The following is a 13,972-nucleotide window of genomic DNA, read 5'->3' on the forward strand; positions in this document are numbered from 1 at the left end:
CCCCATCTCAGCTATAATCAAAACCATCCACTCCATCCACAAACCCGCCATGAGACGCTGGCCCGACGGACAACAACTACACGACGGCAAATACATCATCGAAGAATACCTCGGTGGTGGCGGATTCGGTGAAACCTACCGCGCTCAAAATCTCCAAGAAGGTAAGTCCGTTGCCATCAAAACTCTGAATACTTTCCAACAATTCCAGCCAGATTTTGCCAAAACACAAGGTAAATTTGTCAACGAAGCACTGTCTTTAGCCAAGTGTCGTCACCCCCATATTGTCGAAGTTTATGAGATGTTTCAAGAGGGTGATTTGTGGTGTATGGCAATGGAGTTAATCGATGGGATTGATTTGTATACCCAGATCAGAGAAAACGGCATTTTCTCCGAACCAAAAGCTTTGTCAATGATTCAGCAATTAGGCGATGCACTGACTTGCGTCCACAAGCAAAACCTGACTCACCGCGATGTTAAGCCCGAAAATATCATGCTCAGAAAGCGCGGTATGGAAGCAGTTTTGATTGATTTTGGTTTGGCGCGACAGGCTAATTCATCGGGAAAGTTGATGACTAATAGTGTTACGGGAACTGCGTTTTTTGCACCCATTGAACTTGCGGAAAAACGCCCTCAACTTGGCGCTTATACTGATGTTTATTCTTTGGCTGCGACGCTGTATAATATGCTAACGGGTCAGAAACCGATTCCATCGCCCGGTAGAAAGATAATAGACCCTTTGATTGCGCCAAAACTATATAATGATCGGATTAGCGACAGGGTGAATGCCGCTATTATCAAAGGGATGGAGTTGGAACCGCAAAATCGCCCGCAGTCGGTGCAGGAATGGTTAGATTTGCTGATACCAAAACCAGTGGCTGCTGAGACTACGCGGGTGATTTCAGCCGTGGGGATGGATTATATAAACTTGCGGAATTTATTGGCGGCCAAAAAGTGGAAAGAAGCCGATGAGGAAACGGCGAGAGTGATGTTGAAGGTGGCGGGTAGGGATAAAGAAGGATGGTTGGAACCAGAACATATTGAAAAATTCCCCTGCGAGGACTTGCGTACTATTGACCAACTTTGGGTAAAATACAGCAATGGGCGCTTCGGCTTTAGCGTGCAGAAGCGCATCTATCAAAGTTTGGGGGGAACCAGTAAACTTGATGAGAAAGTATGTAAAGCTTTTGGCGATAAGGTAGGTTGGACAAAAAGCAACGAGCTGTACAACAATGAGGTCACTCTCACTTTTTCAGAGAAAGCAGTAGAAGCTCACCTCCCAGGTATCAAAAGGCTTAATTGGTGTTATTCAAAACAATATTCGTCGTTATACAGTAAGATACCAATGCCGTGTTTTGCTGATGATAGGGTGGCTGTCTCTTGTCTTGTCGCGTCGAGACTTGTAGACTGTAACATCTAAGCGTTTCAGGATTTCATCAAGATTTACAACAAAGCCCAAAACCACGAAGCCATGCCCTGTCTAGGTTTCCGACGGGGTTGTCGGGACATAACGAGCAAATAATCAAAGTAAAATCAATCTCAGAAACCGGGTTTCTGTGATAATTTATGTATCATCACCCAGATTCAGGAAGAAACCCGGTTTCTACCTCCCCACCAATAGATTCCAAACTCGATAAGCACCGCGCTACATCCAAGAAACCGGGTTTCTGCGATAATTTACGCATCATCACCCAGATTCAGGAAGAAACCCGGTTTCTAACTCCCCACCAAATTCAAGCCCCTCGAATAAAATGACACAAAAAATTAAATTAATGCCAGATTATTGCTGCCATGCTTTGTGGGGATTAGACATAGATAATATTGGCAATATTGACCCGGAGACATTGCCACTTTCACTCGCTACAATTCATCGGTTAAAAACATACTCAGCAGCCTACGAATCTGGTATCAACTGGGATTATCCACCGAATTCCCCAGAACCAACAGAAGAGGAAATAGAGAATTATGAGCAAGAAGGTATAAGCCTATGGCTGCAACTTCAAAAAGAATTAGCCCCAGATTATGAGGTGAGTTACTTCAGTCAAAAAACACTAAAAATCATCAGTCATCCTAGTGAATTAATGGCAACAGCATAATTAGCTGTAGGTTGGTTAGCCCTTCGGTTTCGTGGTATCCTGATCGAAGGTGGTTGAGCGAAGTCGAAACCCTCTACACCCCCATCAAATGCCTCAATAAACCGGGTTTCTGCGATAATTTATGTATCATCACCCAGATTCAGGAAGAAACCCGGTTTCTGTCGCCCCACCCATCACCCCCAATTCAATTAATTGTAAACAGACATCAACCTGGGGAACATCAATTGATCCGAGTGATTGATGAATCTGGCGAAGATTATTTGTATCCAGTTGCATATTTTGTACCCATCGCATTGCCGCCAGCCGTAGCCGCCGTATTTGCCTAGTATAAATTCATAATTACAAATGATAGACAAAGGTGCAACAAGTGGCAGACCTTTCAATCCCTCAAAAGCTGGCGGAAAGATTCTCAACTTATCTTATGAAAATGTTAAAATTACTGATCAAGGCGTTGCCTTAGTTGAAGCTCATGTTCGCAGATTTAATCCAGTTGGTGAAGCTGAGCTAAGAATGGTTGAAAGGTTAAGAAGTATTGCCACTGAAACCCTTGTCCCTGAGCCTGTTGATTTGCGCTTTTATACTCACGAGTTGCGCGAGTATTTGAGGTATAAAAAACTAGGCTATCCAACAGGACAACCAACAAACCCGGATGAGGCTTATGAACTCTGGAACAACGCTCACACAGCGACCCTTGAAGATTATAAACTAAAAGAAGGATTTGGCGTTTTATTTCATCCTAGCGTAGAGGACTTTTTATGAAAAACCTCACTCAATTAACTCACCTTGAATTAGTCTTGCTAGAATTAGTAGCTAAAGGTCAAGGAAAATGGAGTTGGTACGAACTCGCCAATGCACTTTCCCGCCGAGATGTACCGCGAGAACCTGACATGATGGTTGTCTTGAAAAAATTAGCCGTTGATGGTTTGGTTAAACGAGATATAGAAACCAATTCACCTCGCGACAGATGGGAATTAACCTCGGTAGGCTCTATTGTACTAACAGATGCAAAAGCAGATAATCAAAGTATAATTATACGTTATGCTATTGCGATTGAGAGAGCAGAAAGCAATTATTCTGCGTATGTTCCAGATTTACCAGGATGCGTAGCAACAGGTGCAACTATCGAAGAAGCTGAACAGCAAATTAAAGCAGCAATAGTTTGTTATTTAGAAGAGTTGCGTCAATCTGGTACGTCTATTCCCGAAGCTAGGACTTTATGCAAATATGTTGAGGTTTAACGTCTTAAATTTATAACTCCTAAGATTATAGGATTTACGCACTGGGGCCAAAGAAACCGGGTTTTTATTTAATTTGTCGGCTGGAACCAAAGATGTTCGATAAAATACTACGACTGATTAGGGAAAAGGTTAGCAATCAGCATTACGTCATGACACTCCACGCTGAGGAAGAGATGGAAGATGACGATTTTACAATTTATGACATTGAACAAGGCATCCTCACAGGTGAAATACTAGAATGTCAAAAAGATAGAGTGACAGCAGAATCAAAATACCGGATTAGGGGAGAAACTACCGATGGAGGAGAAGTCGAATTAATTGTCAAACTGAGTCCGACTGGAAAAGTTGTTATCATTACAGTATACGTGCCTTAAGCAAGGAGACTTAGTAAATGGTATGTGATATTTGCGGAACAGAAGGTGTACGAATTCGCCGAATTCCCAGAACCTACGGTAAAGGCAAAGACTTGCTAGTTATAGAAAATATTCCGGTAATAAGCTGTCCTCACTGTGGTAGTAGTTACCTAACAGCCGAAACATTGCATGAAATCGACAGAATTAAACGCCAGCGTAAAAGTGTAGCGATAGAACGTTCTGTAGAAGTCGCTAGTTTTGCTTAGCCAAGTATCACCTTCACAATCATATATTGAAATGACTTCAAAAGTTACTCTCACCATCACCGCAGGTAATCTCAAAGGCAAAGAATTCACCTTTGACACCCGCACAACTTGCATTATCGGCCGCGCTAAAGATTGCTACCCCAAGATTCCCGATGACGAAAAACACCGCACGATTTCTCGCTATCACTGTTTGCTAGATATCAATCCTCCCGATATCCGGGTGCGCGATTTTGGTAGCAAGAATGGTACTTTTGTAAATAACAAAAAAATTGGTCAGCGAGAAGCACATCAAACTCCAGAAGAGGCAGCTCAAATTCAATTCCCAGAGTATGACTTGAGAGAGGGAGATGAATTTACACTCAGCGATACTTCTTTTCGTGTTGCTGTTGCCCTTGAGCCGGAAAATGTCAAAACTGCCCAACAACAATCACCCCCAATTATTCCCTCAAATCAAGCCAATCTGTGGGAAATGCTCAAAGCTTTTCTGTTGAAAGCTGTGGGTGGTCAAAATAATATCGGAGTTCTCGGTGATTATGTTTTGCTGAAGGAGTTGGGTAGGGGAGGTTTTAGTTTGGTTTATTTGGCGCGACACAAGCAAACTAATGAAGAAGTTGCGCTGAAGGTGATGTTACCAAAGGTGGCGGCGAATCAGCGGGCGGTTAATTGGTTTTTGCGGGAGGTTGATAATACTAAATGTTTGAAACATCCCAATGTGGTAGGATTTAAAAAGTCGGGTTATGCTGATGAAACTTTCTTTTTTACGATGGAATACTGCGAGGGTGGTAGCGTTGTTGATTTGATGGCAAAACGCGGTGTCAGCACTTTACCTATCGCCGAATCTGTAGGTATTATTACACAAGTCTTAGATGGTTTGACTTATACTCATAATGCGGAAATCCCCAATGTCAGGTTGGCTGATGGTAGTTTTGCAAAGGGACGGGGTTTGATTCATCGGGATTTGAAGCCGGGGAATATTTTTTTAGCGAATGTGGGAGGGAAACAAGTTGCTAAAATTGGCGATTATGGGTTAGCAAAAGCTTTCGATCAAGCGGGTTTAAGTGGTCAAACTATGACGGGTTCTCAAGTGGGTACGCCGTATTTTATGCCGCGACAGCAAGTGCTTGATTATAAGTATGCTAAGCCGGAGGTTGATGTTTGGGCGGTGGCGGCTTGTTTGTATGTGATGTTGACGGGGTATGCGCCGCGCAATTTTGTGGGATTAGACCCGTTTCGGGCTGTGTTGGATAATGATGCGGTTCCTATTCGCGATCGCACTTCGTCAATCCCTCAACCGCTAGCCACCGCGATCGATCGCGCTTTAATCGACAATCCTGAAATTTATTACAAAAGTGCAGTAGATTTTAAACAAGCCTTACTAAACACTATATCATAAATCAATGAATCCACGATTTTTATTGCAGTCTCCCGAAAATAAACCTCGTTGGCTTGTCCTATTTTTATTGGGTTTAATCGCCGCTTTCGCAATTGTCGTAACCACAGCTTATATCAAAAATAGTATAGCCCAAACCAGTAGTTTAGCCCTATCTGTAGACGTTACAGCCGATCGCCATTCGATCAGTCCCGACATCTATGGTATGAATGATTATGCGATCGATCCGGCCCTAGCCCAAGAATTACGAATTCCAGTGGAACGCTGGGGCGCCAATCACACCAGTCGCTACAACTGGCTAGTCGATTCCTCCAACGTTGGTGATGACTTCTTTTTCATGGGTGGCGGCGACAATAAAAATCCTATTCCCGGCGATTCTATAGATAAAATTGTCAAAACTAACCGCAAAAACGGCACTAAAAGTATTGTTACTATCCGATGATTGGCTATGTAAATAAATTGAGCATCTGGAATTGTGGCTTTAGAGTTTCCAAATATGGGCCGCAAGAAAAAACTAATCCTTACATCTTTCCAGAAGGTGATAAATGCGGCAATGGGAAGCGTCCCGATGGCACTTTAATAACTGATAACAATCGCCTTGATGTCAGTGTTATTAGCAATCCCGCATTTCAAAAACCTTGGGTTCAACACTTAGTTAAAACTCACCGTACTGCTGCTAACGGCGGCGTGCAAATTTATCAAATGGATAATGAACCAAGCGGCTGGGGAAATACTCACCGCGATGTTCATCCAGAAGCGACGAGTTATGATGAATTGCGCGATCGCACTTACGAATATGCCTCAATGGTCAAAGCGACAGATCCTACTGCTAAGGTACTCGGCCCGTCGGATTTTGGCTGGCCTGTTTATGTGGATTCGGGGGTTAAGGGCGATCGCGAAAAACACGGTGGTGTCTGGTTTGCGCGGTGGTATTTGCAACAAATGCGCGCTTACGAAAAAAACAAAGGTGTGCGGATTCTCGATTATTTTGATGAACACTATTATCCTTCGGCGGACAATACCTGTATAGCTCTTTGTCCCGCCGGTGATGCTAAAACTCAAGCGCTGCGACTGCGATCGACTCGTTCTCTATGGGATGCAACTTATACTGATGAAAGTTGGATTGGAAAATACAATCCTCCCCTCACCCTTCTTCCCAGGTTTAAACAGTGGATTAAGGAAGATTATCCTGGTACAAAACTGGCAATTACTGAATATAATTGGGGCGCTTTAGACTCGATGAATGGGGCTTTGACCCAGGCAGATATCCTGGGCATTTTTGGGCGGGAACAAGTGGATTTAGCTACGCTATGGGGACCTCCTAAGTCATCGGAACCGGGGGCTTATGCTTTCCGAATGTACATGAATTATGATGGGAAAGGTGGTAACTATGGTGATACTTGGGTGCGCTCGCGTAGCACCGATCCAGGAATTTTATCAATCTATGGTGCTCATCGTAGTCGTGACGGTGTTTTAACCATGGTAATTATTAATAAAACTCAGAATAATATAACTAGCAATTTGAGTTTGAAAGGGTTTAAGCCAGGGGGTAAGGCTCAAGTTTATACTTACAGCAAGGCGAATTTGGGGGCGATTGTGCGTCAGAGCGATTTGGGGGTCAGCGCTGCGGGGTTTGGGGCAACTTACCCAGCTAATTCTATAACTTTGGTGGCGATTCCCAAGCAGTTATAATTGAGGGAGAAACTATTTTTTGACCAGCGCAATCAACTAAAGAGTTAATTGCTTCTATATTTGACTGCAAACAGCATTTAGATGACTCTGGCTACCAACTAGATGCAAACTAGATTCAGTCCGGGCTGAATCACCCGGAGTCCTGAAGTATAGAATAGAGGTTGCTGAACCGGCACACTGCCCGATCGCTCGCCCCCAGCAATTTGTTACCCTAACAGTAGAATCTCCCTTCCCTCAACTCCTCCCATGAACAACGCTTCTCCCCTGATTCAAACCGTTACACCCGAACGCTGGGCCGGCTTTAGCATGGACTTTATTGGGGCCGGTTACGCGGGTTTGGTGGTCAAAAACGGCCGCGTGGTGCGTACCCTGAAAGCGGGACGCCATTTCACCTTCGCCCTTCCCTTGCTGGAACAGTGTCAAATTGTCCTGGTAGATACCAAACTGCGTAACTTGGACGTGCAATCCCAAGGAGATTTTTTGTCTAAAGACCGGTTTTTAATTGATGCTACACTGACAGTTATTTATCAAGTTATAGACCCCAAAAGAGTAGCTTTGGAATTGTCCGATCCCATAGCGGCTTTAGCAAGTGCTGTGAAAGATTGCATGGGAGTTGCGATCGGGCAAATTCCCCTCAACCAGCTTATCAGTCAAGGACGGCTATTGCTGCGCCAAAATTTACTCGATCGCGTCCAAGATTTCTACACTTTAGGATTTACCTTAGAAGATGTCAGAATTGGCGATGTTAGCTTTCCCGAAACAAACGGAGTGATTCGCCAAGTTGAAGGAATGAGCGCTAGACAAGAAGCAGAAAATTCCGCATCCCTACAAATGAGAATTGCCGAAGCAGGGCGACCTATTCTGCCTCAAGCTCCCGTACAACAGTTAAACTTAATATCAGCTCAATCTCCAGCAAGTCTGCCAACTTCTGATAGCGCCGGATTCGATCGCGATTTACAAGAACTGACAGCACAACTGGCTCAAAATAGTTTACCATCCGCCCAGAATCGCCCCCAACTTGCACCGACGGTATTGGCAAGTAGCGATCGCCAAACAACCGCACACTTAGTATACAAACTTTCAGGACAGGCGATCGCCCTCACCGCCAATCCCTTTACTATCGGACGGGAACCGAGCAATACTTTAGTGTTACAAGATCCGCAAAGTTCCCGCTACCATGCTCAAATCCGTCGGGCCAATGACGAACAAGGAAAACAGCGGTATCAGCTTGTGGATTGTGGCAGTTCCAATGGTACTTTTGTTGGCGGACAAAGACTGGCGGCTCAGGAACCTTTTTGGCTAACGAGTGGTTGCGAAATTGCAATCGGCGACCAAAAATGGACGTTTCAAGGTTCGTAAGGGGGAGGATTTTGGGGATTAAATTCATGGTCGAGCACTTTTTCAAATACGGGTATCTTTTGATACTAAATTTTACAATCTGTACTTAGACAATTTGTGTCGATATTGAGGTTTTCAGTAATTATTAAAATGGGAGGATGATAGCTAGATAGACAATTAGATGATGCTGAAAATCAATAAATCCGTTGATTTGTACAATTTTTAGCCTTAATAAATGTTGGTTTTTGCTGAATTTGAGTGATAAAAGTGTCGGTGATTCCGCCGATCGACCTGTTCAAAATATTGAAAAATATGAGTTTCATTTTATACTAAAAAACTGTTCACTACAGAACCGTTTGAAAATTCAAAATAGCAGTAGTTGAAATACTCACCGACCGTCGCGGACGGTGATTCTTGACGCTTCATTGGGTTCTGCTAACCGTTGCTAGTCTTACAATCCCTCAGCGTCCATTTAGAGTCGTGGCGATTCCCCATCCCGACTTGAACTATATTTCTAGCTGCATTTTCATCTCTATCTGCGAGCGTGCCACAATTCAAGCAAAGCACTGAGCGAATAGATAAATCGATTTTCCCCCACTTAAATCCACAGTCTGAACAAACTTGGCTAGTAGGTTCCCATCGGCTGATTACTTTAAATTCTCTGCCAAACTTCTCCGACTTGGCTTCACAGAGAGTCCTGAATTCTCTCCATCCTTGTTGGCTAATTGCTCTTGCGAGTTTTCGATTCTTGACCATGCCTGATACATTCAAATCTTCCAGAATAATCACTTGGTTTTCGTTGACTACTTTGGTTGATAATTTGTGCAGGAAGTCTTTACGGGTATCGGCAATTCGATTGTGCAGCTTAGCAATTCTGATTCGAGTTATATTCCTTCTTTGGGAATCTTTTGGTTGACGAGCTAATTTGCGTTGTAGTTTGCGAACTTTCCGGTCTAGTTTTTTGTAACCAGGACTTTCGGCTTGATCGCTGTTGCTCATCACTGCAAAGGTTTTAATCCCTAAATCAATTCCGATACTTGGGTTTTTAGCCTCAGTTTGAATTGGTTGAACCTCTACGACAAAACTTAGAAAATAGCGGTTTGCACAGTCCTTGATTACTGTAACAGAGGTGGGTTCCGAGGGTAATCTTCTAGACCAAATTGGATTGATAATTCCAATCTTGGCTAGGTAGACACTACCGTCCTCTTTCATAGAAAAACCGCGAAGAGTAAATCTGGCAGATTGATTGTTAGTCCTCAATTATCTGCGGTCATGCGAGAGCCCCTGCAAAATTGGGATGCTCCCGAAACAGCCATGCCTAGGGGGTAGGGGCGGTTAGGGGGAGGTGGCCCAATTCCCAATTCCCAATTCCCCATACTTCCAAGTAGGATTCTCTAACCAACCCTAGGGGGGATATCTCCACAAACGTTTCGAGGGAGAATCTGTAAAGATTGAAAATATAAGTAGAGGACAACCCCATGAACTTTTCTATACAATCTGTTTACAACTGGTACCGCGACACCATCCGTAACCCCAAGTACCGTTGGTGGATTATTTTGGGAACCCTAGCATATCTCGTAAGCCCGATCGACATTGCCCCGGATTTCCTGCCGGTGGTTGGACAAATTGACGATGTGGCGATCGCCGTGCTACTGATTTCCGAAATTTCCCAAATGTCGATCGACTATTTTAAATCCCGCCAGGCTCAGACAAATTCCACATCTGAAGCCACCGGCAGCCCTTCTGAAGCTAAAACCAGCACCGTTGATGTCGATGCAGTTTCCGTACAATAACTGCGAAAAATCATTCCTGTTAGAGCCCTGGCTTCGCAAAAAAGTCGGGGCTCTTGCTATGGTGTAGTCCTGGACGCCTGATATCAATTCCGGTTGTATCGGAATGATTTAACCGCGAAGGCGCTAAGGACGCGAAGGAAGAGAAGAGAGAGTTCAATACAGGACGATGAAGAGAGGATTTTATAGGAGTTTTTTGATGCTGCTCAGACAGTGCTCCAAACCTGCTAATTTTAACAATGGTAAATCCCTGTTAAGCACAAATTTTTATAGATGAAATTTAGCCAAGTCGTAGAAAAACTGAATTTAGCCAGCAGTCGCACACTCACAGCGTCGGTGGCTACCGATCCTGAAATTACTGGCGCCGCCCCAGTTGATGAAGCTGCGTCGGACAAAATCAGTTATATAGAAGGTGCGAAATTTGCCTCCCATGCAGCCTCGACAAATGCTTCTGCCTTAATTTTGCCCTTAGATGAAAGCCTCCAGGCTGAATGTGACGATCGCCACATTGCTTGGATAGCCGCACCCGATCCGCGACTGCTGTTTGCTCAAACCATCGCCCTGTTTTATCAACCGTTTCGCCCAACCTCAGAAATCCATTCCTCTGCCACCATTCACCCCACCGCACAAATTGGTGAAAATGTCTATATAGGCCCCCACGCCGTCATTCAACCTGGAGTGAAAATTGGCAGCAATGTTTGCATTCATCCCAATGTGGTAATTTACCCAGATGCGGAAATAGGCTCTGGCACTGTTTTACACGCTAACTGTGTGATTCACGAACGTACTCGCATTGGGGCAAATTGCGTGATTCATAGCGGTGCGGCGATCGGGAGCGAAGGTTTTGGGTTCGTGCCGACAGGGACAGGGTGGGTGAAAATGGAGCAGTCTGGCTGCACTGTTTTGGAAGATGGCGTTGAGGTGGGTTGCAATAGCACCATTGACAGACCGGCTGTTGGAGAAACCCGCATTGGTCAAAATACCAAGATTGACAATCTAGTACACGTCGGTCATGGCTGTCAAGTTGGGAAAAATTGCGCCTTTGCTGCTCATGTTGGCATGGCTGGTGGGGTCAAAATTGGCAATAATGTGATTTTGGCTGGTCAAGTCGGGATTGCTAATCAAGCTAAAATTGGAGATGGGGCGATCGCCACAGCGAAAGCTGGAATTCATAGTGATGTGGCACCAGGGGCGATCGTGACTGGTGTGCCGGCAATTCCCCACAAACTATTTCTCAAAGCCGCCGCTGTCTACAACCGCCTCCCAGAAATGTACCAATCTTTGAAGCAAATTCAGCGCAAGCTCGATCGATAGTCAGTTGACTGTTGACTGTTGTCAGTTGACTGTTGACTGTTGTCATTCTGGCTTAACTACCTTTTTATTTCTTAGTCTTGGAGTGGACTTTGTTTGACTATTAAGCGATTTCAACCGCCGAATGATAAAGGGAGTGGCTTTTTATTTCCAATGGCGGACTTGCTTATTGACCTAAAAATCATATAATTTGTCAAATTAAGAAAATATTTTTGGATTCACACCTAGGAGTTAACACGAAAAATGTACATCGTACAAATTGCCTCGGAATGCGCCCCCGTCATCAAAGCAGGAGGCTTGGGCGACGTAGTTTATGGTTTGAGTCGGGAGTTGCAGAATTCTGGCCATGCAGTGGAGATTATTCTACCCAAGTACGACTGCATGAGGTATGACCACATTTGGGGATTGCACGATGCCTATCGGGATCTCCAAGTCCCTTGGTACGGTGGCGAAATCCTCTGTGATGTTTTTTGTGGCTGGGTGCACGGCCAGTTATGTTTTTTTATTGAACCCCGTTCTCAAGATAACTTTTTTAACCGTGGCTGTTATTACGGTTGCAATGATGACAATATGCGGTTTGCTTTCTTCAGCAAAGCTGCTTTAGAATTTTTACTCAGAGCTAACAAACGCCCTGATATTATTCACTGTCACGACTGGCAAACTGGTTTGGTGCCTGTCATGTTATTTGAAATTTACAAATATAATTGGATGGAAAATCAGCGAGTCTGCTATACCATTCACAATTTCAAACATCAAGGTATGGGTGGTAGCGAAATTCTGCAAGCAACGGGTTTGAATAGAGAGGATTATTATTTTCAGTACGATCGCCTCCAAGATAATTTTAACCCTTTTGCTATCAACTTTATGAAAGGTGGCATTGTTTACTCGAACTTTGTGACCACGGTATCGCCACACCACGCTTGGGAAGCTCATGTGGGTGAGTTTGGCTACGGTTTAGGCCACACTTTGCATTTATATCAAGATAAGTTCCGTGGAGTGCTCAACGGTATTGATTATGATGTGTGGAATCCAGAAAGCGATCGCTACATTCCTCACCACTACACCCAGGAAGATTTGGCGGGAAAAGCTAAAACTAAACAGGCTTTACGCGAGCGACTTTTGCTGCGAGATGCTGACAAGCCAATCATTACCTTTATTGGTCGTTTAGATGATCAAAAAGGCGTTCATCTCGTCCACCATGCCCTTTACTATGCTCTCAATAAAGGAGCACAGTTTGTGCTTCTAGGTTCGGCTACGGAAGCGGGAATCAATGCGCATTTCCAGCACGAAAAATGGTTTTTAAATGACAATCCAGACTGCCATTTGGAACTCGGATTTAATGAGGAACTTTCCCACTTAATTTATGGGGGTGCGGATCTAATTGTGGTTCCCAGCAATTACGAACCCTGTGGGCTGACTCAGATGATCGGGTTGAGGTATGGGACAGTGCCTGTGGTGCGGGGAGTAGGAGGTTTGGTGAATACTGTGTTCGATCGCGATTACGATACCAACCATCTCCCAGAAGTACGCAACGGCTATGTATTCTACCAAAGCGACTACTATGCTCTAGAATCAGCATTGGATCGGGCGATCGGCTTGTGGTATGACTACCACGATGAATTTGAAAAACTGGTGGTTCAAGGCATGAATTGTGATAATTCGTGGAAATATCCAGCTAAAGATTATGTAGAAATTTACGAGCTAATTAGACATAAATAATTTAAGTTATTGGTTATTGGTTATTGGTTATTGCCAATTTTTAACCATTAACCGCTAACTATTAATTCTAGTGTTGGATGCACGTCGAGGCAGCCAATACTGCTTCTTTATGCACAATTCTGGAATGCTTTAACCGCAGAGGACGCAGAGGACACAGAGGAAGAGAAGAGAGATATGGTTTTGAGTTAAAAGGCTTGGGTGGAAAGTACGAATCTAGATTGTAGGGTTTCCTTGCCTGTCGTAGCTAGTGGCGATCGCACAAAATAAAAGTATAGAAATTCAACGGCTGGTTTTCACCCGCCATTACACAAAATGAACTCACAACTAGAACAACAAGTAACTATTCTACAAGAAGAAACAGCCGCAGTCGCCGATACGACAAACACAACAGTTGAAACTCCTTTATTCACTTCAGGTTTTTCAACTGAGGAAAAAGTCAGAGTTGAAGAGTTTAAGATTAGTGGCGAGTCTTTAAGAGCGAGAATCAAAGAATTAGTTCAACAAGGAAAACTCCGCCGCCTCGTCATCAAAAACTCCCAAGGGCGGACTCTGGCAGACATTCCGCTGATGGCGGGATTGGTGGGTAGCGTCGCAGGGGCGATAGTATTTCCAGTTGCTGCTGCACTGGCGACGGTGGGAGTATTTGTCGCTCATTTGACTATCGCTGTCGAGCGGCAAGAGTAGTATGCCAGAGGGCGGGTTTGTTACTCGTTACCAGGCTCTTCCTGGTAACAAGTTAAGCCTGTATGCCAGTTGTCAAGGGGATTTCAGAAGAGGTCTCA

At 44.2% G+C, this 13,972-nt stretch carries 17 protein-coding genes; 15 read left to right on the forward strand and 2 right to left on the reverse strand.

Annotated elements, in window-relative coordinates:
- The first annotated feature begins 49 nt into the window (after positions 1-49).
- The 11 genes from ACBR23_RS01670 to ACBR23_RS01720 all read left to right on the forward strand — a co-directional run bounded on the left by ACBR23_RS01670 (position 50) and on the right by ACBR23_RS01720 (position 8,391).
- Positions 50-1,417, forward strand: a complete 1,368-nt coding sequence (locus ACBR23_RS01670) for a GUN4 domain-containing protein (protein WP_371114887.1) — start codon at positions 50-52, stop codon at positions 1,415-1,417.
- Between the two features lie 331 nt (positions 1,418-1,748).
- Entirely contained in the window at positions 1,749-2,093 is a 345-nt protein-coding gene (locus ACBR23_RS01675) for a hypothetical protein (RefSeq protein WP_371114888.1), read from the forward strand.
- Between the two features lie 53 nt (positions 2,094-2,146).
- The gene (locus ACBR23_RS01680; RefSeq protein ID WP_371114889.1) at positions 2,147-2,419 is read left to right on the forward strand and encodes a hypothetical protein; all 273 of its coding nucleotides are present in this window, start codon (positions 2,147-2,149) and stop codon (positions 2,417-2,419) included.
- 19 nt (positions 2,420-2,438) lie between these two features.
- Positions 2,439-2,852 carry a hypothetical protein gene (locus ACBR23_RS01685; protein WP_371114890.1) on the forward strand — a complete coding sequence of 138 codons (414 nt, stop codon included), beginning with the start codon at positions 2,439-2,441 and terminating at the stop codon, positions 2,850-2,852.
- Positions 2,849-3,331: a type II toxin-antitoxin system HicB family antitoxin gene (locus ACBR23_RS01690; RefSeq protein ID WP_371114891.1), complete on the forward strand. Its 483-nt coding sequence runs from the start codon at positions 2,849-2,851 to the stop codon at positions 3,329-3,331. The genes ACBR23_RS01685 and ACBR23_RS01690 overlap by 4 nt, the downstream gene beginning before the upstream one ends.
- Positions 3,332-3,423: 92 nt before the next feature.
- Positions 3,424-3,705 (forward strand): DUF4258 domain-containing protein, encoded by a 282-nt coding sequence (locus ACBR23_RS01695; RefSeq protein ID WP_371114892.1) that lies wholly within the window; start codon positions 3,424-3,426, stop codon positions 3,703-3,705.
- A 17-nt stretch (positions 3,706-3,722) separates the two neighbouring features.
- A complete protein-coding gene (locus ACBR23_RS01700) occupies positions 3,723-3,950 on the forward strand; it encodes a type II toxin-antitoxin system MqsA family antitoxin (protein WP_371114893.1) in 228 nt (75 codons plus the stop codon).
- A 31-nt stretch (positions 3,951-3,981) separates the two neighbouring features.
- A complete protein-coding gene (locus ACBR23_RS01705) occupies positions 3,982-5,343 on the forward strand; it encodes a protein kinase (protein ID WP_371118441.1) in 1,362 nt (453 codons plus the stop codon).
- 4 nt (positions 5,344-5,347) lie between these two features.
- Entirely contained in the window at positions 5,348-5,782 is a 435-nt protein-coding gene (locus tag ACBR23_RS01710; RefSeq protein WP_371118442.1) for a hypothetical protein, read from the forward strand.
- Entirely contained in the window at positions 5,779-7,032 is a 1,254-nt protein-coding gene (locus ACBR23_RS01715; RefSeq protein ID WP_371118443.1) for a glycoside hydrolase family 44 protein, read from the forward strand. The genes ACBR23_RS01710 and ACBR23_RS01715 overlap by 4 nt, the downstream gene beginning before the upstream one ends.
- Before the next feature lie 246 nt (positions 7,033-7,278).
- Positions 7,279-8,391 carry an SPFH domain-containing protein gene (locus ACBR23_RS01720; RefSeq protein ID WP_371114896.1) on the forward strand — a complete coding sequence of 371 codons (1,113 nt, stop codon included), beginning with the start codon at positions 7,279-7,281 and terminating at the stop codon, positions 8,389-8,391.
- A 173-nt stretch (positions 8,392-8,564) separates the two neighbouring features.
- Here ACBR23_RS01720 and ACBR23_RS01725 read toward each other — a convergent pair whose 3' ends face one another.
- Positions 8,565-8,693 carry a hypothetical protein gene (locus ACBR23_RS01725; RefSeq protein WP_371118444.1) on the reverse strand — a complete coding sequence of 43 codons (129 nt, stop codon included), beginning with the start codon at positions 8,691-8,693 and terminating at the stop codon, positions 8,565-8,567.
- A 112-nt stretch (positions 8,694-8,805) separates the two neighbouring features.
- A complete protein-coding gene (locus ACBR23_RS01730) occupies positions 8,806-9,582 on the reverse strand; it encodes an RNA-guided endonuclease InsQ/TnpB family protein (protein ID WP_371114897.1) in 777 nt (258 codons plus the stop codon).
- Positions 9,583-9,848: 266 nt separating this feature from the next.
- Here ACBR23_RS01730 and ACBR23_RS01735 point away from each other — a divergent pair, with 266 nt between their 5' ends.
- From ACBR23_RS01735 to ACBR23_RS01750, 4 genes are all read left to right on the forward strand, one after another.
- Positions 9,849-10,163, forward strand: a complete 315-nt coding sequence (locus ACBR23_RS01735; protein ID WP_341737397.1) for a YkvA family protein — start codon at positions 9,849-9,851, stop codon at positions 10,161-10,163.
- Between the two features lie 270 nt (positions 10,164-10,433).
- Positions 10,434-11,474, forward strand: coding sequence for a UDP-3-O-(3-hydroxymyristoyl)glucosamine N-acyltransferase (gene lpxD, locus ACBR23_RS01740; protein ID WP_341737398.1), 1,041 nt, complete (start codon positions 10,434-10,436; stop codon positions 11,472-11,474).
- Between the two features lie 240 nt (positions 11,475-11,714).
- A complete protein-coding gene (gene glgA / locus ACBR23_RS01745; protein ID WP_341737399.1) occupies positions 11,715-13,190 on the forward strand; it encodes a glycogen synthase GlgA in 1,476 nt (491 codons plus the stop codon).
- 312 nt (positions 13,191-13,502) lie between these two features.
- Positions 13,503-13,874: a DUF4342 domain-containing protein gene (locus ACBR23_RS01750; RefSeq protein ID WP_341737400.1), complete on the forward strand. Its 372-nt coding sequence runs from the start codon at positions 13,503-13,505 to the stop codon at positions 13,872-13,874.
- Positions 13,875-13,972: the final 98 nt, after the last annotated feature.

Origin of the sequence: Microcoleus sp. (assembly GCF_041354475.1) — a bacterium.
Taxonomy (GTDB): Bacteria; Cyanobacteriota; Cyanobacteriia; order Cyanobacteriales; family Microcoleaceae; genus Microcoleus.

Bases quoted from the DNA above. Each gene is read 5' to 3' on its own strand.
- ACBR23_RS01695 (WP_371114892.1), top strand. From the start codon at position 3,424: ATGTTCGATAAAATACTACGACTGATTAGGGAAAAGGTTAGCAATCAG.
- ACBR23_RS01725 (WP_371118444.1), bottom strand. From the start codon at position 8,693: ATGAAACTCATATTTTTCAATATTTTGAACAGGTCGATCGGCGGAATC.
- ACBR23_RS01675 (WP_371114888.1), top strand. From the start codon at position 1,749: ATGACACAAAAAATTAAATTAATGCCAGATTATTGCTGCCATGCTTTG.
- ACBR23_RS01750 (WP_341737400.1), top strand. From the start codon at position 13,503: ATGAACTCACAACTAGAACAACAAGTAACTATTCTACAAGAAGAAACA.
- ACBR23_RS01690 (WP_371114891.1), top strand. From the start codon at position 2,849: ATGAAAAACCTCACTCAATTAACTCACCTTGAATTAGTCTTGCTAGAA.
- glgA (WP_341737399.1), top strand. From the start codon at position 11,715: ATGTACATCGTACAAATTGCCTCGGAATGCGCCCCCGTCATCAAAGCA.
- ACBR23_RS01730 (WP_371114897.1), bottom strand. From the start codon at position 9,582: ATGAAAGAGGACGGTAGTGTCTACCTAGCCAAGATTGGAATTATCAAT.
- ACBR23_RS01700 (WP_371114893.1), top strand. From the start codon at position 3,723: ATGGTATGTGATATTTGCGGAACAGAAGGTGTACGAATTCGCCGAATT.
- ACBR23_RS01720 (WP_371114896.1), top strand. From the start codon at position 7,279: ATGAACAACGCTTCTCCCCTGATTCAAACCGTTACACCCGAACGCTGG.
- ACBR23_RS01705 (WP_371118441.1), top strand. From the start codon at position 3,982: ATGACTTCAAAAGTTACTCTCACCATCACCGCAGGTAATCTCAAAGGC.
- ACBR23_RS01715 (WP_371118443.1), top strand. From the start codon at position 5,779: ATGATTGGCTATGTAAATAAATTGAGCATCTGGAATTGTGGCTTTAGA.
- ACBR23_RS01685 (WP_371114890.1), top strand. From the start codon at position 2,439: ATGATAGACAAAGGTGCAACAAGTGGCAGACCTTTCAATCCCTCAAAA.
- ACBR23_RS01710 (WP_371118442.1), top strand. From the start codon at position 5,348: ATGAATCCACGATTTTTATTGCAGTCTCCCGAAAATAAACCTCGTTGG.
- ACBR23_RS01735 (WP_341737397.1), top strand. From the start codon at position 9,849: ATGAACTTTTCTATACAATCTGTTTACAACTGGTACCGCGACACCATC.
- ACBR23_RS01670 (WP_371114887.1), top strand. From the start codon at position 50: ATGAGACGCTGGCCCGACGGACAACAACTACACGACGGCAAATACATC.
- lpxD (WP_341737398.1), top strand. From the start codon at position 10,434: ATGAAATTTAGCCAAGTCGTAGAAAAACTGAATTTAGCCAGCAGTCGC.